The organism is Mesorhizobium sp. BHscii (assembly GCF_053848065.1).
On record NZ_JBSPKW010000002.1, the window covers coordinates 394,785 to 413,738 of the forward strand.

17 protein-coding genes are annotated in these 18,954 nt (G+C 62.5%); 8 read left to right on the top strand and 9 right to left on the bottom strand.

The annotated features are described in order from the left end of the window. Position 1: 1 nt before the first annotated feature. Entirely contained in the window at positions 2–1,489 is a 1,488-nt protein-coding gene (locus tag ACWTU7_RS04715; protein ID WP_455837715.1) for an NAD-dependent succinate-semialdehyde dehydrogenase, read from the bottom strand. Between the two features lie 18 nt (positions 1,490–1,507). After that, complete coding sequence (locus ACWTU7_RS04720; protein WP_455837714.1) at positions 1,508–2,734, bottom strand: iron-containing alcohol dehydrogenase; 1,227 nt, start codon at positions 2,732–2,734, stop codon at positions 1,508–1,510. Positions 2,735–2,875: 141 nt separating this feature from the next. On the opposite strand from ACWTU7_RS04720, the gene ACWTU7_RS04725 reads away from it, so the two are divergent. Together ACWTU7_RS04725 and ACWTU7_RS04730 are read left to right on the top strand one after the other, a co-directional pair. Next, positions 2,876–3,577, top strand: a complete 702-nt coding sequence (locus ACWTU7_RS04725) for a GntR family transcriptional regulator (RefSeq protein WP_287085804.1) — start codon at positions 2,876–2,878, stop codon at positions 3,575–3,577. Between the two features lie 174 nt (positions 3,578–3,751). After that, on the top strand, positions 3,752–4,345 hold the full coding sequence (locus tag ACWTU7_RS04730) for a DJ-1/PfpI family protein (RefSeq protein ID WP_065009308.1): 594 nt from the start codon (positions 3,752–3,754) through the stop codon (positions 4,343–4,345). Positions 4,346–4,432: 87 nt separating this feature from the next. On the opposite strand, the gene ACWTU7_RS04735 is transcribed toward ACWTU7_RS04730, so the two are convergent. From ACWTU7_RS04735 to ACWTU7_RS04745, 3 genes are all read right to left on the bottom strand, one after another. Further along, on the bottom strand, positions 4,433–5,956 hold the full coding sequence (locus ACWTU7_RS04735) for a xylulokinase (RefSeq protein WP_455837713.1): 1,524 nt from the start codon (positions 5,954–5,956) through the stop codon (positions 4,433–4,435). 88 nt (positions 5,957–6,044) lie between these two features. After that, positions 6,045–6,998 carry a shikimate dehydrogenase family protein gene (locus tag ACWTU7_RS04740; RefSeq protein ID WP_455837712.1) on the bottom strand — a complete coding sequence of 318 codons (954 nt, stop codon included), beginning with the start codon at positions 6,996–6,998 and terminating at the stop codon, positions 6,045–6,047. Between the two features lie 79 nt (positions 6,999–7,077). Next, the gene (locus ACWTU7_RS04745) at positions 7,078–7,719 is read right to left on the bottom strand and encodes a glucose-6-phosphate isomerase (protein ID WP_455837711.1); all 642 of its coding nucleotides are present in this window, start codon (positions 7,717–7,719) and stop codon (positions 7,078–7,080) included. Between the two features lie 229 nt (positions 7,720–7,948). On the opposite strand from ACWTU7_RS04745, the gene ACWTU7_RS04750 reads away from it, so the two are divergent. The 6 genes from ACWTU7_RS04750 (at position 7,949) to ACWTU7_RS04775 (ending at position 14,248) form a co-directional block, all read left to right on the top strand. Beyond that, positions 7,949–8,407, top strand: a complete 459-nt coding sequence (locus tag ACWTU7_RS04750) for an orotidine 5'-phosphate decarboxylase / HUMPS family protein (RefSeq protein ID WP_455837710.1) — start codon at positions 7,949–7,951, stop codon at positions 8,405–8,407. Positions 8,408–8,552: 145 nt separating this feature from the next. Further along, on the top strand, positions 8,553–9,101 hold the full coding sequence (locus tag ACWTU7_RS04755) for an SIS domain-containing protein (RefSeq protein ID WP_455837709.1): 549 nt from the start codon (positions 8,553–8,555) through the stop codon (positions 9,099–9,101). 339 nt (positions 9,102–9,440) lie between these two features. Continuing rightward, the gene (locus ACWTU7_RS04760) at positions 9,441–10,913 is read left to right on the top strand and encodes an ABC transporter substrate-binding protein (RefSeq protein ID WP_051695713.1); all 1,473 of its coding nucleotides are present in this window, start codon (positions 9,441–9,443) and stop codon (positions 10,911–10,913) included. 91 nt (positions 10,914–11,004) lie between these two features. Next, positions 11,005–12,123 (top strand): carbohydrate ABC transporter permease, encoded by a 1,119-nt coding sequence (locus ACWTU7_RS04765; RefSeq protein WP_455837708.1) that lies wholly within the window; start codon positions 11,005–11,007, stop codon positions 12,121–12,123. Beyond that, complete coding sequence (locus ACWTU7_RS04770) at positions 12,120–13,166, top strand: carbohydrate ABC transporter permease (protein WP_455837707.1); 1,047 nt, start codon at positions 12,120–12,122, stop codon at positions 13,164–13,166. The genes ACWTU7_RS04765 and ACWTU7_RS04770 overlap by 4 nt, the downstream gene beginning before the upstream one ends. A 5-nt stretch (positions 13,167–13,171) precedes the next feature. Next, the gene (locus tag ACWTU7_RS04775; RefSeq protein WP_029350466.1) at positions 13,172–14,248 is read left to right on the top strand and encodes an ABC transporter ATP-binding protein; all 1,077 of its coding nucleotides are present in this window, start codon (positions 13,172–13,174) and stop codon (positions 14,246–14,248) included. A 6-nt stretch (positions 14,249–14,254) separates the two neighbouring features. Here the strand turns inward: ACWTU7_RS04775 and ACWTU7_RS04780 are convergent, their stop codons facing one another. From ACWTU7_RS04780 to uxuA, 4 genes are all read right to left on the bottom strand, one after another. Beyond that, positions 14,255–15,763, bottom strand: coding sequence for a tripartite tricarboxylate transporter permease (locus ACWTU7_RS04780; RefSeq protein WP_455837706.1), 1,509 nt, complete (start codon positions 15,761–15,763; stop codon positions 14,255–14,257). Positions 15,764–15,773: 10 nt separating this feature from the next. Further along, positions 15,774–16,247: a tripartite tricarboxylate transporter TctB family protein gene (locus ACWTU7_RS04785; RefSeq protein WP_287329948.1), complete on the bottom strand. Its 474-nt coding sequence runs from the start codon at positions 16,245–16,247 to the stop codon at positions 15,774–15,776. A 95-nt stretch (positions 16,248–16,342) separates the two neighbouring features. Then, a complete protein-coding gene (locus ACWTU7_RS04790) occupies positions 16,343–17,320 on the bottom strand; it encodes a tripartite tricarboxylate transporter substrate-binding protein (protein WP_455837705.1) in 978 nt (325 codons plus the stop codon). Between the two features lie 259 nt (positions 17,321–17,579). Continuing rightward, positions 17,580–18,812: a mannonate dehydratase gene (uxuA, locus tag ACWTU7_RS04795; RefSeq protein ID WP_455837704.1), complete on the bottom strand. Its 1,233-nt coding sequence runs from the start codon at positions 18,810–18,812 to the stop codon at positions 17,580–17,582. Positions 18,813–18,954: the final 142 nt, after the last annotated feature.

Genomic DNA, 18,954 nt, shown 5'->3' on the forward strand with positions numbered 1-18,954 from the left:
CTCAGATGCTGATGGCGAGGTATTTCGCCTCCATGAACTCGGCAATGCCGTGATGCTGGCCGCCCTCGCGGCCAAGGCCGCTCTGCTTCACCCCGCCGAAGGGTGCTGCCGGATCGGACATCAAGCCGCGGTTGAGAGCGATCATCCCGGCTTCGATCTTGGATGCCACCCGCATTCCACGCGCAAGATCGCGCGTGTAGATGTAGGCGGCAAGACCATATTCGGTGTCGTTGGCGCGCGCGATGACGTCGGCTTCCGTTTCGAATCTCGAGATCGGCGCCACCGGCCCAAAAATCTCCTCGTGCGCCATTTCCGCCTCGGCCGGGACGTCGCAGAGCACGGTCGGCGGATAGTAATATCCCGTTCCCGAGCCTGCCTTGCCCCCGCACAGCACCCGCGCGCCACGGGCGACAGCATCGTTGACCAGACGGTCGATCTTGTCGACGGCCTTCCTGGTGATCATCGGCCCGCACTCCGTGGCTGCGTCCGTACCAGCGCCGATCTTGAGTGCCGACATCCGCCTGGCGAGGCATTCGCCAAAAGCATCGTAAACGCCAGACTGGACATAGATGCGGTTTGCAGCCGTGCATGCTTCGCCGGCGTTGCGCATCTTCGCCACCATCGCCCCATCGACCGCCGCGTCAAGATCCGCGTCATCGAACACAAGGAATGGCGCATTGCCGCCAAGTTCCATCGAACACGAAACCACGTGCTTTGCGGCCTCGGCCAGCAGAACGCGCCCTACACCCGTCGAGCCGGTAAAAGAGAGTTTGCGCACCCGCGGATCGGCCAGCAGCGCGGCCGTCACAGGGCCGGGATTGGAGGTTGTCAGAACGTTCACCACACCTGGCGGAACGCCTGCTTCCTGGTAGAGCGCGGCAAGCGCGTAGGCCGTGAGCGGGGTCTCGCTGGCTGGCTTCAAAATTACGGTGCATCCGGCAGCCAAGGCGGGCGCGATCTTGCGCGTCGCCATGGCGGCAGGGAAGTTCCAGGGTGTGACAAGAATGCAGATGCCGATGGGCTCGTAGTCGACCACGATCCGGTTCGTGCCGGAAGGCGCCATTCCGAATTCACCGGTGATGCGAACGGCTTCCTCGGCATTCCAGCGAAAGAATTCCGCAGCATAGGCGATCTCGCCACGCGCGTCCCTGAGTGCCTTGCCGTTTTCCAGCGAGATCAGGGTTGCGAGCGTCTCGGAACGTTGCGTCATCAGCTCGAAGCAACGTCTGAGGATTTCGGAACGCTTGCGGGGTGCCGTTGTGCGCCAGCCATCGGCGGCCTTGGCCGCAGCCTCCACGGCGGCCGCGGCATCTTCGATCGTCGCATCGGGAACGGCGGCGATTACTGCCTCGGTGGAAGGGTCCACGACCTGGATTTCTTTGCTGTCGGCGGATTGCCTCCATTGGCCGCCGATATACAAGCCGTGGGAAAATCTATGGAAGTCGGCAGTGTCCTGCTCGTCCTCCAGCACCTGATGAGATATGTTCATGGCCTGCTCCTCTATTGCTCACACGACGTAGGTGGCGAGGTCGCCATCATAGGCAGCCTGGATCAGGCCCCGCATGGCTGCCAGATCGAATGGACGCGGATTGTTCTTGATGAGACGGTCAATGCCGAGCGCCTGTTCGGCCGTCCAATCGAGCTTGTCGGCGGGAAGCCCGAGCTTGGCCAGCGTAGGCGTGATCCCGATCGCTCCAAACAGCCGGCCGATCTCGTCGATCGCCGCGTCGGCCATCTCACCGGTACTCCGGTCCCCCCCGTCGAGACCAAGGGCAAGGCCGATCTCGGTCATCTCGGCGGCCGCGGCGGCCCGGTTGTACTTCATGACATACGGCAGCATGGTCGCGACACCCAGCCCGTGAGCGGTGTGGGTAAGGGCACCGACCGGATATTGCACCGCGTGCGCCGCCGCAGTTCCGGCCGTACCGAACGCACAGCCGGCTGCAAGCGCGCCCATCATCACATCGGCCCGAGCGTCCTCGTCGGCGGGGTCGCGGTATGCCTTCTCGAGACTGCGGCCAAGCAGCTTGATCGCGAGCAGCGCAAAATGATCGGTCAGCGCGCTCTTGCCAATGAAGACATGCTGTTGCGGCAGGCTGGGGTCAGTGCCGCGCCTGACGGCGGTAAAAGCCTCGATCGCATGTGTCAGCGCGTCTGCGCCCGCGATCGCCGTAAGTCCCGGGGGACATGTCATCGTCAGTTCCGGGTCGCAGATGGCGGCTGCCGCGATCAGATGCGGGCTGGAGATTCCTACCTTCATGGTGCGATCCGGATCGGAAATCACCGCGACAGGGGTCACTTCCGAGCCGGTGCCGGCTGTCGTTGGCACGGCGATCAACGGCAGCGTCGGACCGGGCACCTTGAACTCGCCGTAGTAGTCCTGGAGCAGGCCGCCGTGACTGATGAGCAACGCGGCGCATTTGGCCATATCGAGACAACTGCCACCTCCGATGCCGATCACCATGTCCGGCGCAAACTCTCGCGCCATCTCTACGCAGACGGCAACCGTGTCTCGTGGCACATCGGGCAGCACACGGTCGTGCACCAGCACATCGATCGATGCGCACTCGAGCGCCTCCAAGATCTCTGCGAAGGCGACAGTTGCGGCAAAGCGCTCGTCCGTACAGACAAGAGCGCGACGGCCCAGCCTGGCTGCAACGGTTGGAATGACATGGCGCTGGCCCTTCCCGAAGAGGATCTCACGCGGGAGCCTTACGGCAGCGAAGAGGCTCATGTTCGTCCCTCGATGATGTTGGGAGTGGAAAGCGAAAGCTCGCCGAGCTCGGCCCTAAATATCCTGTATTAAATCGTATATGATATAGGATTGTATTGAGCGAAGCATCGTGTTAGCCAGTGATCCTGTCAAGAGGCAAAGATGCAGGTCATGAACTTAAGCAATGCCCGAGAAGCCGACCCCGCTAGCGGACGCATCCAGCGATCCAACAGCCTGGTGGAGGACGTGTATGAAGCGATCTTCGCGCAACTCATGTCACTGAAGATCGCGCCTGGCTCACGGATCACCGTCGACAGTCTGGTCAAGGAACTCGATGTATCCCACACGCCAATCCGTGAAGCGCTTGGCCGCCTCGAAGGCGAAGGCCTTGTGCTGAAGACACATTTGATCGGCTACCGCGCCGCGCCGCAGATAACCAAGCGCCGATTTGACGAACTTTATGAGCTTCGCCTGCTGCTCGAGCCGCATGGGGCGGCCAAAGCAGCCGCATTGATGGATGAGGCGAAACTTGCGGTGCTTCAAGAGTCCGCAGGGGGCATGGCGCGCCGCGAAGGCAAGGATGAACGCCTGCGTTACTCAAACTTCGCGCGGCAGGACGCCATTTTCCACGACAGGATCATGGAATTTGCCAACAATGATCTCGTGCGCGAGACTCTCGCATTCCAGCACACGCACTTCCACATCTTCCGCCTGATGTTCCATTCACGCGTTACCGAGGAAGCGCTCGACGAGCATGAGGCCATCCTGGCCGCCTTCGCTGCCTCCGATCCCGCTGCGGCGGAACAGGCAATGCGCCGTCATATCGAGCATTCTCGTGATCGTTTGCTGCTGGCGTTCGATTGAGACTGTCACGATGTCCGTCACCGTCCACATCGGGAGCGCCGCCGTCAAGCTGGATGCATCGTTGATCATGCAGGTAAACGCCCGGGACATCCCGGATTCCCTTTTCTGAGACCCGCGCCGCCGGGCGAGTGCAATGCCCGCCGGACTTCCATCCACAAAACGAGGAAACCGACTATGCCAGGCAAGAAAATACTAATGTTGACCGGTGAGTTTACAGAAGAATACGAGATCTTCGTCTATCAGCAGGCGATGGAGGCTGTCGGCCACATCGTCCACGTTGTCTGTCCTGACAAGAACGCTGGAGACCTGATCAAGACGTCGCTTCACGATTTCGAAGGTGACCAAACCTACACCGAAAAACCCGGCCACTATGCTTTGATGAACAAGACCTTTTCGGAGGCGGAAAAACAGCTCGACCAATATCATGCCGTGTATTGCGCGGGCGGTCGTGGCCCCGAGTACATCCGCACGGATAAGCGCGTGCAGGCGATAGTCCGCCATTTCCACGAAAACAAGAAGCCGATCTTTACGATCTGCCATGGCGTCCAGATCCTGATCGCGGTCGACGGCGTCGTGCGTGGCAAGAAAGTGGGTGCGCTGGCTGCCTGCGAGCCGGAAGTGACCCTCGCCGGCGGAACCTATATCGACCTGTCTCCGACTGAGGCCTACGTGGACGGAACAATGGTCTCGGCAAAGGGCTGGACCGCACTTGCCGCGTTCATCCGCGAGTGCCTGAAGGTGCTGGGAACGGAAATCCGCCACAACTGAGTCAATCGGCCCGATGCATCCCAGACGGGATGCGTCGTGATTGCCAGGTCTGCCGCTACAGGCAGGGCTCGGCAGGCCTGAGATGCATCACGGCTGCGTCGGCCGCGTGGCGGCCGCCAGTGCGTCGATGTCGTCGTAGAGCGCTTGGCTGTGGTAGTAGAGCCGGTCGAAAACGGGTTGGGTGCGCCTGTAGGTCTCGGCCCATCTGGGGTCCGGCAGGATTTCGGCGCCGTAGCTCACGAAGCTCTCGGCCGCCTGTTCGACGCGCGAGAAGCGGCCGGTCGCCGTCGCGGCCATCGCGGCACAGCCGACAATGCCGCATTCGGGCTCCCGCGGAACCAGGATCGGAATGTTGAAGGCACTTGCCTTCATCTTCAGCCAGAGTTCGGTGCGCGCCCCGCCACCCGCGGCGATAACGCGCTCCAGCGGCTTGTTTGACGCGCGTTCCATGATGCGGATGTGACGCGTCATGGCAAAGGCGATGCCTTCCAGGATCGAGCGGTGCAGATGTTCCATGCCATGCCCGGCGCCCAATCCGAAGAACTGTGCGCGGGCGTTGCGATGGCGCCCCAGGCGCTCGCCGGTGAGAAAGGGCATGAAGAGCAATGCGTCGCAACCGGCGGGTGCCTCGGCGGCGCAGGCGACGATCTCGTCATAGGACAGCGCGTTGCCGTGGAAGGCGCGGCGTGCCCAGCGCATGCCGTCGCCACCGGTCTCCAGCAGCACGAATTGCGCCCAGTTGCCTTCGATCGTCGCAACGTTCGAGATTTCCGGGTCAAGCAGCGGCTTCTCTGCGATCGCCGTGATGATCGCGCCCGTGCCGGTGCTGTCGGAACCCATTCCCGGCCGACAAGCGCCTGAGCCGAGCAGTGCAACCGGATAGTCGGCGCCGCCGACCAGCACGGGGGTGCCTGACCGCAGGCCGGTGTCACGCGCCGCCTGTTCGGTGACGTGGCCGACGACATCCAGCGGGTTGCGAATTGGCGGCAACTTGGCGGCATCCAGACCCATGCGCTCGATCATCACCGGCGACCAGTCGAGCCGCTCTGGGTTCATCAGGAAGCTGCAGGACCCATCGCCAGTATCCATGGCAATCTCGCCGGTCAGCCGGTAGTTGATGTAATCCTTCGGCATGATGGCGACTGCGCTGCGGGCGTATGCGGCGGGATCGTTGTCTCGGACCCATTGCAGTTTGAAACCCGGCCATGCGGGGGTCGGCGTGTTGCCGCTTTCGGGCAGGTAGCTGTCCGGCTCATTCGCTTCCTCGAAGCGACGTACGAGATCGATGGTGCGCTTGTCGTTCCAGAGCGGCGCCGTCTCGCGCGTCAGCGCTCCGTGCGCATCGAGCAGGACCAGCCCGTGCATCTGCCCGCAGACGCAGATGGCGGAGATGCGTTCGCGGGCGCCATCGAGGCGGTCCAGCACCGTCTTGACGCTCGCTCGCGCACCCTCCCACCAATCGACCGGCCGCTGTTCGGCCCGGCCGAACTCCGGCACGATCTGGTCGTGCTCTCGCGACGCAAGTTCGAGGATATTGCCGGTGACATCGATCAGAGCGGCGCGGACGCTGCCGGTGCCGACGTCGATGGCGAGGAAAAGCTCGCCGCTCATTTCGGCAGATTCCTGAGATGGGCAAGCATGTGATCCTCTGTCTATCGGTCAGAGCAAGCGCGGCGTGACGAGAATGCGTTCCATGGCATTAGCCTTTCGCCGCTTCGATGGCGATGCGCGAAATCTTTTCGAAATCCGGCCCCGACACCGGGATCGCGATGTCGAAGACCTCTGCGATCACCTGCGTCCAACCATGCAGGAAATATGTCCAACCGTCCTCGATCTGCAACTGCTGTCGGGCCTGCTGCCGCCTTGCCTGGTCAAGGAAGATCAGGTCACCGCGATAGTTGAGATCCCAGGCAATGCCGCGCTGGGGGAACACGCCGTCATCAGTGATCGGCGAGCCTGCGGCGTCCTTGCCAAGTCCTGTCGCGTTGATCACCAGCGAGCCTGGTTTCAGCGCCGCCAACGTCTCATCATTGATCTCGGGTCTGTCTGCCAGGACATACTCGATCTCGACCGTCGACATCATCTCTCCGTGGATACGCTCGATTTCGTCGAGGCGCGGCTGCGAACGGTTGGTGACAACGATGCGCGAAGGTACGTCGGCGCCACGTTCCTTGCGCATCAGGTGCCAGGTGATCGCAATCGTCGATCCCCCGGCGCCCATCGACAGGACTTCCGCGCCGGTGTCTGCGAAGTATGCCGCCGGGACGAAACCATCTATCGCAAGGCCCGAAGAGATCGGATCCTTGGCATGGCAGATGAGTTTGCCGCCCCGCTTCGACAGGCAGCTGGTCTCGTGCATCAGGCGAGCGTGCGGATCGATCACGTCGAACAGGTCGCGCGCTGCGTTGAAGAGATCGATCTTGTGCGTGGTGACGAGCGCGCCAAGCGACAGCGGGTCGGAGTTTATGAAGGAGACGACCTCACGGTAGGCCTCCGGATCGGCATGAAGCGGAAAGTCGATGCCCTTGAGAACCGCATCCTTCAGCCCGAGGTGGCGCGCCCATGCAGGGAAAACCCGCATGATCGAACTGCTCGTCGTCGTGACACCGATAAAATAGAGTGTCGGCTGGGTAGCCGGCCGATAGCGGCTCATTTGCCGATCTCCCGGATTTCCCTCGCGCGCAGCACAGCCGCAGTAGTGCGAAGTGAAGCAGCGATCTCGAAGGGAGCCTTCATGCCGGCACCGTGCGGGATTGTTGCCCATACAGGGCGGAGATCAGCTTCGCGTCACGCGGTCGCCAATCCGGGTTGTCGACTTCCTTCCAGCCTCCATCGTCGGCGACCACGCGCGAGCGCATGCCTCCCGATTTTGCGATGATCTCGTAGTCCTGCCCTGAATCGGCCGGATAACAGAACAGCATCACCAGATCGTCTTCCCCGACATTGATCGAGCGGTGGATCCAGAAAGGGGGGACGTAACAGACGGTCTGCGCATCGACGGACAGGATCCGGACCTCGCCCTCCGGCGATTCCATCAGCATGAGGCCGTGCCCCTTCTGGCCACAGTAGATCTCGGGCCGGTCGGCCTGGTTGTGGATGTGACCGCGTGTCATGAAATACTCGTCGCCGACTTTTCCGGGCGCCATGCGCGTGACGCCGAAAATCAGATCGCCCGACTGCTCGGTCGGTCGGAACTCGGAGACCTCGTAGACGATGCGCTCGCCCCACGTCGCGCGCATGGCTTCGAAGGCAGCGGGGTCCGCGTAGAGCCCGTCCAGATCGCAGAAGCGTTTTTGGTAGCTGCCGGTTGCATTTGCCATCGCACCAGTCGACAGATCGACCTTGCATCGAATGGGCTCAAACAATCTTGTCAAAGGACTACCTCATATCGCGTTACTGTTGGCATCGGCGCTGATCTGGACTGCACCTCCTGCTTTTCGACAAGAACCACACTTGCTTTGCAGGGTACGATTTGCTCTCCCTATGCAGACCAGCTTGGAGGTTGCTGGATTATGGCAGATTTCGACTACGAAGCACACGACAGTGAATTGGGCGTTGTCGTCATGCCGCCCCCGCTTTCTTAAGCAATCCGAGAGAACCGCCTTGCTCCTCCAAGTCGCCTTCGACAAGCCTGAACACCTGGCCCTGCTCCCGCAGATGAAGGCGTTCGCCGACATTATCGAGATCGGCACGCCGTTGCTGAAACGCTTTGGCCTCTCTGCCATCACCACGGCGCGCGAGCTCTGCCCTGAAATCATGGTGTTGGCTGATACCAAGACCGTCGACGGCGGCCAGCTCGAGGCTGATATGGTATTCGGCGCCGGTGCCGCGTTCATGACGGTCCTGTCGTGTGCTTCGTCCGCCACGTACGAAGCAATAGGAAAACGTGCCGCCGCCTTCGGCGCGACGGTCATCGTCGATACCATCACCGAGTCGGGCGAGGCAGAATTGCTTCCCTTGAATGCTGTCTTTCCCGAAAGCTTCGGCTATGTCGCGGTCCACTTGCCAACGGATGCGCGGCTGGCGGGCAACACCTCCACGTCACATATCGACGCGCCGTGAGAAAGATGCACGATCGCGGCTTCCTGGTTTCGCTCGCCGGCGGGATCGGCCCCGACACGCTGGAGGCGGTGATCGCAGTCAAACCCGAAATCCTCGTGGTTGGCAGCGCCATTACAGAATCCGCAAGCCCGAAAGAGGTAGCACGATGGATTCGCGACAGATTGCCCAATCCAGGCCGTGGCTGGCCGTGGGACAGGAAATAACCGACCTTCTTGGCCGGATCGACGCCGTCGCCTTTGCAAGGCTAGTGCAGGCGTTCGATGACCCCGATCAGCGATGGTTCTTTTCCGGGCAGGGGCGTTCCGGCCTCATCGCGCAGATGGGCGCGATGCGCTTCATGCACCTTGGCCGAACGGTGCATTTCGTCGGTGAGGTATCGGCGCCGTCGATCCGCAAGGGCGATGCGCTGCTGATCATCTCCGGCTCTGGAGAGACACCGGTCAGTACAGGCTTTGCCCGCATCGCCAAGGCGGAAGGCGCCAAGATCGTTACGCTGACGCGTAAGCCGGCGGGGACCCTGGCCGGCATTGCAGATGTCACGCTGCATGTACCTGTCGAGAAATCGGAACAGTTTGGCGGCAGCCTGTTCGAGCAATCCTGCCTCATTCTGCTCGACAGCATTGTGCTCGGCTTGGCGCATCAGACTCCCGACGCGCACAAGCTGATGTTGTCCCGCCACACCAACTTGCAGTGACGCCCGTGCCGACGGTGCGAGCATCGGTGACGGGATTGTCGACGCGGTGGGATTTTCTTAGGCAAGATCGAGCGGTCTCCCGGCGACGCGCTCAAAGCCGCGCACCCTCGGGTCAGGCCCAGGGGTCACGCCCGAGGGCATCTCTTGGGCGATATGCAGTAGCCAGGAAGCTCGCTGGGCGCCTCACTTTCCGTAGCGGCAAGACACTGGACTCGCTGTGCGATGCCGATATTGTACTTGAGGAGCGTTGGTGCCGTGCTTTGGCGACGGCGACCGACGGGGAGATGCCGGCGGCTTGTTCGCAGGAACAGGTCCCCGGTCAATATGGGAGGAAGTCTGATGAGAATTGGGGCCTTTCTGGCCGGCTTTTCGGCCTTTTCTGCGCTTGTTGGCGCACCTGCCTTCGCGCAGGACAAGCCGTTTGCGGGAGTTACCGTGAACGTTATTACGCAAACCGGTGCGATTCAGGAGCCTCTACAGAGGCGCGCGCCCGAGTTCGAAGCGCTCACCGGCGCCAAGATCAATGTCATCGCGGTGCCCTTCTCGGATCTCTATCAAAAGATCCTCACCGACTGGGCGAGCGGCACCAACTCGGTCGACGCCGGCGTGTTCGCCCCGCAATGGATGGTCGACTACATCGCCGGCGGCTACCTCGAGGACCTGACGCCGCGGGTCGAGGCTGACAAGGACATCCAGCAGGAGGATGTGGGCGCGTTCTTCCGGGACTTCTCCGAGAAGTACAACGGCAAGACCTACATGATCACGCTCGATGGCGACTTCCACATGATGTACTACCGCAAGGACGTGCTGGAAGCGGCCGGCCTGGCGGTGCCGAAAACCTGGGACGAGTATCTCGAGGTCGCCAAGGCCACGCATGGCAAGGATATGAGCGGCGATGGCACGCCGGATTTCGGCTCGTGCATCGCCAAGAAGCGCAACGCGCAGAGCTATTGGTTCGTCACCGATGTGGTCGGCTCGATGACCCAGTCCAAGGGAACCAGCCAGGGCACCTTCTTCAACACCAAGGACATGACGCCGCTCGTCAACAACGACGCCTTCCGCAAGGCGCTCGACTTCCTGTCTGAATCGACCAAATACGGCCCGCCGGACGAGCTAAACCTCGATGTCAGCGACACAAGGCCGCTCTTCGCTTCCGGCCGCTGCGCGCTGAACCTCGACTGGGGTGATGTAGGCACCATCTCGATCGATCCGGCGCAGTCCAAGGTGATGGGCAAATGGGGCGCGGCGATCATGCCCGGATCCAAGGAGGTCCTGAACTGGGACACCGGCAAGCTCGAGGCCTGCACGGCAGAAAACTGCCCGCACGCGATCGACGGCGTGAACCATGCACCGTTCGCCGCCTTTGGCGGCTGGGGCGGCGGCATCAACGCGGCGGCCGATCCGAAGGTGAAGGACGCCGCCTACGCGTACTTCTCGTTCATGACGCAGCCGGCACAGTCGAATGCCGACGTCACCGTCGGCGGCACCGGCTTCAACCCGTACCGCACCTCGCAGCTCAGCTACAGCGACCTTTGGAAGAAGGCCGGCATGAGCGAGGACGAGGCTAAAGTCTACCTGGGCGCGATCAACGACAGCATGAGCAGCCCGAACATGATCCTCGACCTGCGCATCCCGCAAAATCAGAAGTACCAGCAGGTCGTGCTCGACGAGGCGGTCTCGCGCTTCCTCGCCGGCGAAATCGACAAGGAAGCGACCGTCGCGGCGGTCGAGGAAGGCTGGAATGAGCTGAACGAAGAGATTGGCAAAGACGAGCAGCTCAAACTTTACAAGGCGACTATCGGCGCCAAATAGGCGTCAAGCAATCGACCCGGCGTGGCATCGGTCCGCGCCGGGTCTCGTGCCTGCCACACTTTCCCGGGTTATGATGACCGCAACCGACACTATGCCAGAAGCTGCCGACCGCCGCAGCTGGGCCGAATGGCTGGACGGTCACTCGGGCCGGATCATGGTGCTGCCAGCCGTCGTCGTGCTTCTCTGTTTCGCGATTTTTCCGCTCATCATCTCGGCCTATCTCGCGCTTTCGCGCTTTGCACTCGCGTCGGGCGGATTCACGCTGAAATTCATCGGCCTTTTGAACTTCCGCAAGTTGCTGGTCGGCTCACAGCAGTATCACCTGCTCGGCAAGTTCGGCACGTTCGGCTTTGTCCAATGGGCTTTGCTGGCGTTGATAGCGGCAGCGCTGCTCTTTCTTCTCGCCCGCTATCTCTGGCGTGGCAGGCCGACGATCGCCGGCATGGTTGGTCGCCTTCTCGCGACGGCAACGGCTATGGCCCTGGCGGTACTTGCGCTGGCCACCATGGCGCCGGGCGGCGTGCCGGGGACCGTCGTCAACACGCTTCTCTACGTGTTCGTCGGCGTATCCGTGCAGTTCGCACTGGGGCTGGGCCTGGCGCTCCTCTGCGGCCAGCCAATCCGCGGCCGAAATTTCTTTCGCGTCCTCTTCTTCATCCCGTTGATGGTCACCCCGGTCGGCATCGCCTACACGTTCCGCATGCTCGCCGACATGCAGAAGGGCCCCTTCGCCCCGCTCGTGCGCGCTTTCGGCATCAGCGAGTGGTCATGGGCCACAGAGGCCTGGTCGGCGCGACTCATGGTGTTGGTTGGCGACACCTGGCAGTGGACGCCGTTCATGTTCATCGTGCTGCTGGCGGCCATTGAGAACCAGCCGCGCGATCAGGTCGAGGCGGCGCGGCTCGACGGAGCCAACGGCTTCCAGATTTTTCGCGACATTACCTGGCCAGCGATCGCGCCGATTGCCGCTACCGTCGTGCTGATCCGGCTGATCGAGGCTTTCAAGATCATCGACCTGCCGAACGTGCTCACCGGCGGCGGCCCTGGCCTGGCAACGGAATCGATGACGCTCCATTCTTTCATATCCTGGCGCACCCAGGATCTCGGCGGCTCGGCCGCTGTCGGCTACATGCTCCTGTTCATCTCGACCATCGTATGCGTCTCGTTCTTCAACTTCGTGGTCCGGCCGGCGCGCCGGTTCGAAGCATGAGCGCCGAGCCGCGCTCACTGGCGCGCCGGCTGTTCGAGCCGGCCTCGATCGACAGCCAGGCGCCGGTCACCAAGATCGTCACCTATGCGCTGCTGTTCCTGTGGGCGCTCGTTGTGGTGATTCCTCTCTACTGGGTGTTGATCACCTCCTTCAAGGGGCCTGGGGAGGTCGACAACGGGCCGTTCTATATCCCGTTCGTCGACTTTGCCCCCTCGCTGCAGGCATGGGATTTCATGCTCGTGCAGAATTACACACTGCGCCCTTATATGAATTCCGTCGTCGTCGCGGTGGCCAGCACGCTGCTCGCAGTCCTGATCGGCTCGCTGGCGGCCTACGCGCTCGTGCGTATCCGCTTCCAGGTGAAACTCGCCGCCGTTGCAATCTTCCTGATCCTGCTCACCGCAATCATCGTCGCAGTGGCCACTTTCGGCGTGCGGTGGGAGATCGCCATTGTCGTGGCGGCCGCTCTCTTCATCATTGCGCTGTTCACGCTCGTTGGACGCACAAAGCTTGCGGTCGGCAATAACGACATTGAGTTCTGGATGATCTCGAACCGTATCATGCCGCCGATCGTCGCCGTATTGCCGATCTACGTGATGTTCCAGCAGATGCGCCTGCTCGACACGCAGGTGGCGCTGATCGCCACCTACACCGCCATCAACCTGCCGATCGTCGTGTGGCTGACGCGCGATTTCTTCGCCGGCATCCCGCTCGACCTTGAGGAGAGCGCACAGATAGACGGAGCCTCCAAGTTTCGCGTGTTCTTCACTATCGCGCTGCCGCTGGTGCGATCCGGCTTGGTCGCGACTTTCCTGCTGGTACTGATCCTTGCCTGGAACGAGTATCTGCTGGCCCTCTTCCTCTCCAATGCCGATGCGCAGACGATGCCGGTGCTTGTATCGGCCCAGAACACGACCCGCGGTCCGCAATGGTGGAATATGTCGGTGTTGATCACCGTGATGATCGCCCCCGTGATCGTCATCTCCACCATCCTGCAGAAGCACATCGCGCGGGGGCTGCTGGTCGGCGCAGTGAAGGGCTAGTCGATATGCGGGTCACCCTGTCCGATATCTACAAATCCTTCGGCGCGGTCGAAGTCGTCAAAGGGCTCGACCTGGAGATCGAGGACGGTGAGTTCCTGGTGCTGCTCGGCCCTTCGGGCTGCGGCAAGACGACGGCGCTGCGCATGGTCGCCGGGCTTGAATCGGTGAGTTCCGGCCGCGTCCTCATCGGCGACCGCGACGTCACCCACGTTCTGCCCAAATATCGCGACGTGGCGATGGTGTTCCAGTCCTACGCACTCTATCCGCATATGACGGTTGCGGAGAACATCGCATATCCGCTGAAGCTGCGGGGCGTGCCGCGCACCGAACGCGACGCCTCCGTCCGCAGCGCCGCCGTCAAGGTCCACCTTGAGGAATTCCTCGACCGCTATCCACGGCAGCTTTCCGGCGGTCAGCGGCAGCGCATCGCACTCGCCCGCGCCATGGTGCGGCGGCCGAGCGTCTTCCTGATGGACGAGCCGCTCTCCAATCTGGACGCCAAGCTGCGCGGCCACATGCGCTCGGAGCTGAAACGCCTGCAGGCGGATCTGGGCGTGACGACGATATACGTCACCCACGATCAGATCGAGGCCATGACCTTGGCTCACCGTGTTGCCATCATGAACCGGGGTGTCGTGCAGCAGATCGCGACGCCCCGACAGATCTACGACGATCCGGCGAACCTATTCGTCGCCGGCTTCATCGGCTCGCCGCCGATGAATTTTCTCCAGGGCGAGCTGGTCCAGGGTGCGTTCGCCTGCGCAGAAGGGCGATTTGCGACCAGCGTTGCCGAAAGCCGGAAAAAGGTCACTGCCGGCCTCCGGCCCGAGGATTGCCGGGTCACGGGCGCATCGGAGGGCAAGATCGCGGCGCGGGTCTATGCCGTGGAACTGATGGGCGATCATACCTTGATCACCTGCCAATTCGGTGGGGCCACCGTAACGGTCAAGGCCGATAAATCGGCGCATTACGATATGGATGAGCCGATCGGGATCACTTTCCATGACACTGCGGTCTTCCTGTTCGATTCGGAAACCGGCACCCGCATCGGCGGCCGCGGCCGTGGAGAGGCGGCCGCGTGACTCTCGCTAATTCTCCTCCACGAACACCTCTTCGCGCTTCTTCTTGACCGCCGGCAGGAAGACGATGACGAGCACGGCGAGCGCGATGAAGAGCAGGCCGGCGCTGATCGGCCTCGTCACGAAGGTGCTCGGGTCGCCGCGCGCGAGAATCATGGCGCGGCGCAGGTTTTCCTCGAGCAGCGGCCCGAGCACGAAGCCGAGCAGCAGCGGCGCGGGTTCGCAGCGCAGCTTGGTCAGGAGGTAGCCGAGGAAGCCGAAGAAGGCGACGGCGTAGAGGTCGTAGACGTTGGTGTTGACGCTATAAACGCCGATCGAGCAGAACGCCATGATGATCGGGAAGAGCACGTAATAGGGGATCGTCAGGAGTTTAACCCAAAGCCCGATCAGCGGCAGGTTCAAGATGATCAGCATCAGATTGCCGATCCACATCGAGGCGATGATGCCCCAAAACAGCGCCGGCTGTTCGATCGCGACATTGGGGCCGGGCACGATGCCCTGGATGATCATCGCGCCGATCATCAGCGCCATCACCGGGTTGGCCGGAATGCCGAGCGTCAGCATCGGGATGAAGGAGGTCTGCGCGCCGGCATTGTTGGCCGATTCCGGTCCGGCGACGCCTTCGACGGCGCCCTTACCGAATTCCCCCGGGTTTTTCGATACGCGCTTTTCGACCGTGTAGGAGGCAAAGGCTGCAAGGATCGCACCGCCTCCCGGCAGGATGCCGAGCGCCGAACCGATGATCGTTCCGCGCACGATGGGCGCCGCCATGCGTCGAAAGTCCTCGCGTGTCGGCATCAGGCCGGAGACCCTTCGGATCAGCACGGAGCGCTCGTGCTCGTTTTCGAGGTTGCGCAGTATCTCGGCGACGCCGAAGACGCCGACCGCCACCGCGACGAAATTCAGCCCGTCGGCATATTCGCGGATGCCGAGCGTGAAGCGCGGTGTGCCGGTGTAGATGTCGGTGCCGACAATGCCGAGCAGCAGGCCGAGCACCACCATTGCCAGCGCCTTGACAATCGAGCCGTGGGCGAGCGCGACGGACGAGACAAGGCCGACGATCATCAGCGAAAAATACTCGGCTGCGCCGAATTGCAGCGCGATCGCCGTCAGCGGCGGGGCAAAGATGGCGACGAGGAAAGTAGACACCGTGCCGGCGAAGAACGAGCCAATTGCCGCGATGGCGAGTGCCGCACCGGCGCGGCCGTTCTTGGCCATCTGGTAGCCGTCGATTGCAGTGACGGCTGACGAGGATTCGCCGGGCATGTTGATGAGAATGGCGGTGGTCGAGCCGCCATATTGCGCGCCGTAATAGATGCCGGCGAGCATGATCAGGGAGGAAACCGGGTCGCCGATCTGGAAGGTGATCGGCAACAGCATGGCGATGGTTGCGGTGGCGCCAATGCCTGGCAGGACGCCGATCAGCGTGCCGAGAAGGACGCCGATCAGACAGAAACCGAGGTTTGCCAGCGACGTGGCCGTCGAAAAGCCAAGCCCGAGGTTGTCGAGGAGTTCCATGTTCAGCCCCTCACAATACCAGCCATGAGGGCAGCCACGGGCCGAAGCGCCGGAACGGCAGGCCGAGCGCATAGCTGAAGACGAGGAACGCAAACAGCGTCAGGCCGGCGGACAGCACGAGCGCGGTCAGCGGCCTCATGCGGCCGCTGGCAAAGGATGCGATCAGCGCCGTCAGGAAGATCGAGGGGATGAAGCCGAGGCCGCGCACGGTCAGGCCGAAGAAGATCGGAGCAGGGAGGATGAACAGCATGCCGCGCCAGGCTATATGCCCGATCGGCTCGCTCTCGAAGCGCACCGCCTGGATGAGGATGACGGCGCCGAGCAGGATCAGCACGATCGCCAGGACCAGCGGGAAATAGCCCGGTCCCATGCGGAAAGCAGTGCCGATTTCGAGGCCGAGCGACTGCAGCGCGAAGAATCCGCCGAGGAAGATGAACAGCGCGGCGCAGATGCCGTTGGTCGTGTCGATTGCGAAAGGTTTCATGTCGTCCTCCCAGGCCCGCGCCGCGGGCGCGCCGGTGCAGTGCGAAAACGCGGCCGAAGCGAAAACGGGGCGCTGGTGGCGCCCCGTTTCGAACCTCAGTCGGCGTACTGGCCGGCGGCTTCGATGATCGGCTTCCAGCGCGCGATCTCGCCTTCCAGCTTGGCCTTCAGCGCGGCCGGCGTCGCGTCGGCGTCGGACGACGGCTTGGTGCCGAGCTCGGCGAAGCGGGCGGCGACGTTCGGGTCCTTCAGTGCGACCTGAAGCGATTTCGACAGGCGCACGGTGACCTCGGCAGGCGTGCCCTTGGGCGCGTAGAGGCCATGCCAGATGCCGACCTGCACCTCAGGGAGACCGGCTTCCGTCGTCGTCGGGACATCCGGCAGAACATCGAGGCGTTCCGGCGAGGTCACGGCGTAGGCCTTGATCGTGCCGCCCTGGATCTGCTTGGTGGTATTGGTCGTCTGATCGCACATGATATCGACCTGACCGCCGAGAAGGTCGGTCATGGCCGGCCCGGTGCCCTTGTAGGGCACGGTGACCAGCGGAGTGCCGATCGCACTCATGAACAGCATGCCGCACAGATGCGAGGCCGCGCCTATACCGGCATTGGCGACGGTGACGGTATCCTTGTTGGCCTTGGCGTAGTCGACCAGCCCCTTCAGATCGGTCGACTCGAGGTCCTTGCGGGCGACGATGGTCATCGGCACCTCGGTGACGAGGCCGACATATTCGAAGCTGTTCAGCGTGTCGTATGCGAGCTTTCGGTACAGCGTGGCGCTTGTCGCCATACCGATGTGGTGGAGGAGCAGCGTATAGCCGTCCGGCTCGGCGTTCGCGACGCGACCGGCGCCCAGTGTGCCGCCGGCGCCGCCGACATTCTCGACGATGATCTGCTGGCCGAGATCCTTCGACATGGCTTCCGCGACGAGGCGCGTGACCGTGTCGGTCGGGCCGCCGGCCGAAAACGGCACCACGACAGTGATGGTGCGTTCGGGATAGGTTTGCGCGCCCGCAGCGAACGGATAAAGCGTGACGGCTGCGGCGGCGGCCAGAGCGGCGGCGAATTTTCTCATCGTGATTTCCTCCCAGGATACAAATTCCCAACCGTTGCCTAGAGTTCCTCTCAACACCGGCTGTGGATGGAGCAATAACTAGCGCAAGCTAGCGGATTGCAATCGGACTCAAACCGCAAACTGCTATTATACACAAGTCCGCGCGATAAGGTGGAAAGGTGCCATCGAGCCGGAGGCGGGCCGCGGAACGCCCAGTGGTCGAGACTGATGGCAAATTTAACGAGCACCGGTTGCGAACCGCCCCGCGCCCTTCTCCAGACTATGGGGTAGAGGTGGAGATCCGCTTGCTTGATGCCGAGTTGCGAATGGCATGTTCGACGCCGCGGAGTTCGGCCAATCCTTTGAGCCGCCCGATGGCCGGATAGCCGGGCTGGGCCCCACGCGTCAGGTCGTCGAGAATATCCTGGCCATGGTCGGGACGCATCGGGATGACCGCGTCCTGGCGTCCTTCCTTCTGACGCCGCGCTTCCTCGTGAAGCAGCGCCGCCACCACCGCCACCATGTCGGTGTCGCCGGCAAGATGCTCGTCCTCGTGGAACGAGCAGGGGGTGCCGGCTGCTTCCTTGCGCACATTGCGCAGATGCGCGAAGTGGATTTTGGGCCCTATCCGCCTGATCATGCCGGGCAGATCATTGTCCGGTCTTGCGCCGAGCGATCCCGTGCACAGTGTCGCTCCGTTGGCCGGGCTGTCGACTGCGTCCAGAATGTACCTGTAGTCGGCCTCGGTCGACATGATGCGCGGCAGGCCGAGCAGCGGAAACGGCGGATCATCGGGGTGGCAGCAGAGACGCAGGCCGAGGCGTTCGGCCGTAGGCACGACCTCCGCCAGGAAATCGACGAAATGCCGGCGCAGGATTGTTGCGCCGATGCGGTCATAATTTGACAGTTGAGCCGCGAGACCGTCGAGAGACGTGTCTTCGGTCGAGCCGGGCAGACCGGAATTGACGCTTCTTGCCAGAATCTTCCGCGCATCCTCATCCATCTGCGCGTATCGCCGCTCCGCCTCGGAGACGATCTCCGGTGTGTAATCGCCGAGCGCCCCTTGGCGTTTCAGGATATGGATGTCGAAGGCGGCGAAGTGGATCAGATCGAAGCGCATGGTGGTGCCGCCATGCGGCAGGCGCCAGGCAAGATCGGTGCGGGTCCAATCGAGCACGGGCATGAAATTGTAGCAGATGACCGAAATGCCGGCCCGCGCCAGGTTTTCCAACGATGTCTTGTAGTTGGCAATATGGCTGCGCCACTCGCCGACCTGCGTCTTGATCGCTTCGGAAACCGGCAGGCTTTCGACAATCTCCCAGTTCAGATCGCTTGCGCTTCCATCCGGCAAAGACGCGACTTCGCGCTGACGTCTTTCGATTTCGGCGGGCAGCCAGATGGCGCCGTGAGGAACGTGGTGAAGAGCCGTGACGATGCCTTGCGCCCCGGCCTGACGCGCATCCGCGATCGTCACCTTGTCGACCGGGCCGAACCAACGCCACACATGTCTCATTCGAACACTCCGTTAAAAGGGATCGCCATGCGGTCCTACGCCCGCGCATCCCGCCGCGGTGACCGACCCGCTGCTCCTCTTCGTGGGCTGCTATCAGATTCCGATGTATCTGACACCCATCCTGCCCGGAGGCCAACGGCGA

What these genes read in the sequence shown, in the direction of transcription:
- ACWTU7_RS04775 (WP_029350466.1), top strand. Translation starts at nt 13,172, where the DNA reads ATGCGGGTCACCCTGTCCGATATCTACAAATCCTTCGGCGCGGTCGAA.
- ACWTU7_RS04765 (WP_455837708.1), top strand. Translation starts at nt 11,005, where the DNA reads ATGCCAGAAGCTGCCGACCGCCGCAGCTGGGCCGAATGGCTGGACGGT.
- ACWTU7_RS04755 (WP_455837709.1), top strand. Translation starts at nt 8,553, where the DNA reads ATGGATTCGCGACAGATTGCCCAATCCAGGCCGTGGCTGGCCGTGGGA.
- ACWTU7_RS04740 (WP_455837712.1), bottom strand. Translation starts at nt 6,998, where the DNA reads ATGAGCCGCTATCGGCCGGCTACCCAGCCGACACTCTATTTTATCGGT.
- ACWTU7_RS04730 (WP_065009308.1), top strand. Translation starts at nt 3,752, where the DNA reads ATGCCAGGCAAGAAAATACTAATGTTGACCGGTGAGTTTACAGAAGAA.
- ACWTU7_RS04735 (WP_455837713.1), bottom strand. Translation starts at nt 5,956, where the DNA reads ATGAGCGGCGAGCTTTTCCTCGCCATCGACGTCGGCACCGGCAGCGTC.
- ACWTU7_RS04780 (WP_455837706.1), bottom strand. Translation starts at nt 15,763, where the DNA reads ATGGAACTCCTCGACAACCTCGGGCTTGGCTTTTCGACGGCCACGTCG.
- ACWTU7_RS04715 (WP_455837715.1), bottom strand. Translation starts at nt 1,489, where the DNA reads ATGAACATATCTCATCAGGTGCTGGAGGACGAGCAGGACACTGCCGAC.
- ACWTU7_RS04760 (WP_051695713.1), top strand. Translation starts at nt 9,441, where the DNA reads ATGAGAATTGGGGCCTTTCTGGCCGGCTTTTCGGCCTTTTCTGCGCTT.
- ACWTU7_RS04770 (WP_455837707.1), top strand. Translation starts at nt 12,120, where the DNA reads ATGAGCGCCGAGCCGCGCTCACTGGCGCGCCGGCTGTTCGAGCCGGCC.
- ACWTU7_RS04725 (WP_287085804.1), top strand. Translation starts at nt 2,876, where the DNA reads ATGCAGGTCATGAACTTAAGCAATGCCCGAGAAGCCGACCCCGCTAGC.
- ACWTU7_RS04790 (WP_455837705.1), bottom strand. Translation starts at nt 17,320, where the DNA reads ATGAGAAAATTCGCCGCCGCTCTGGCCGCCGCCGCAGCCGTCACGCTT.
- ACWTU7_RS04720 (WP_455837714.1), bottom strand. Translation starts at nt 2,734, where the DNA reads ATGAGCCTCTTCGCTGCCGTAAGGCTCCCGCGTGAGATCCTCTTCGGG.
- ACWTU7_RS04785 (WP_287329948.1), bottom strand. Translation starts at nt 16,247, where the DNA reads ATGAAACCTTTCGCAATCGACACGACCAACGGCATCTGCGCCGCGCTG.
- uxuA (WP_455837704.1), bottom strand. Translation starts at nt 18,812, where the DNA reads ATGAGACATGTGTGGCGTTGGTTCGGCCCGGTCGACAAGGTGACGATC.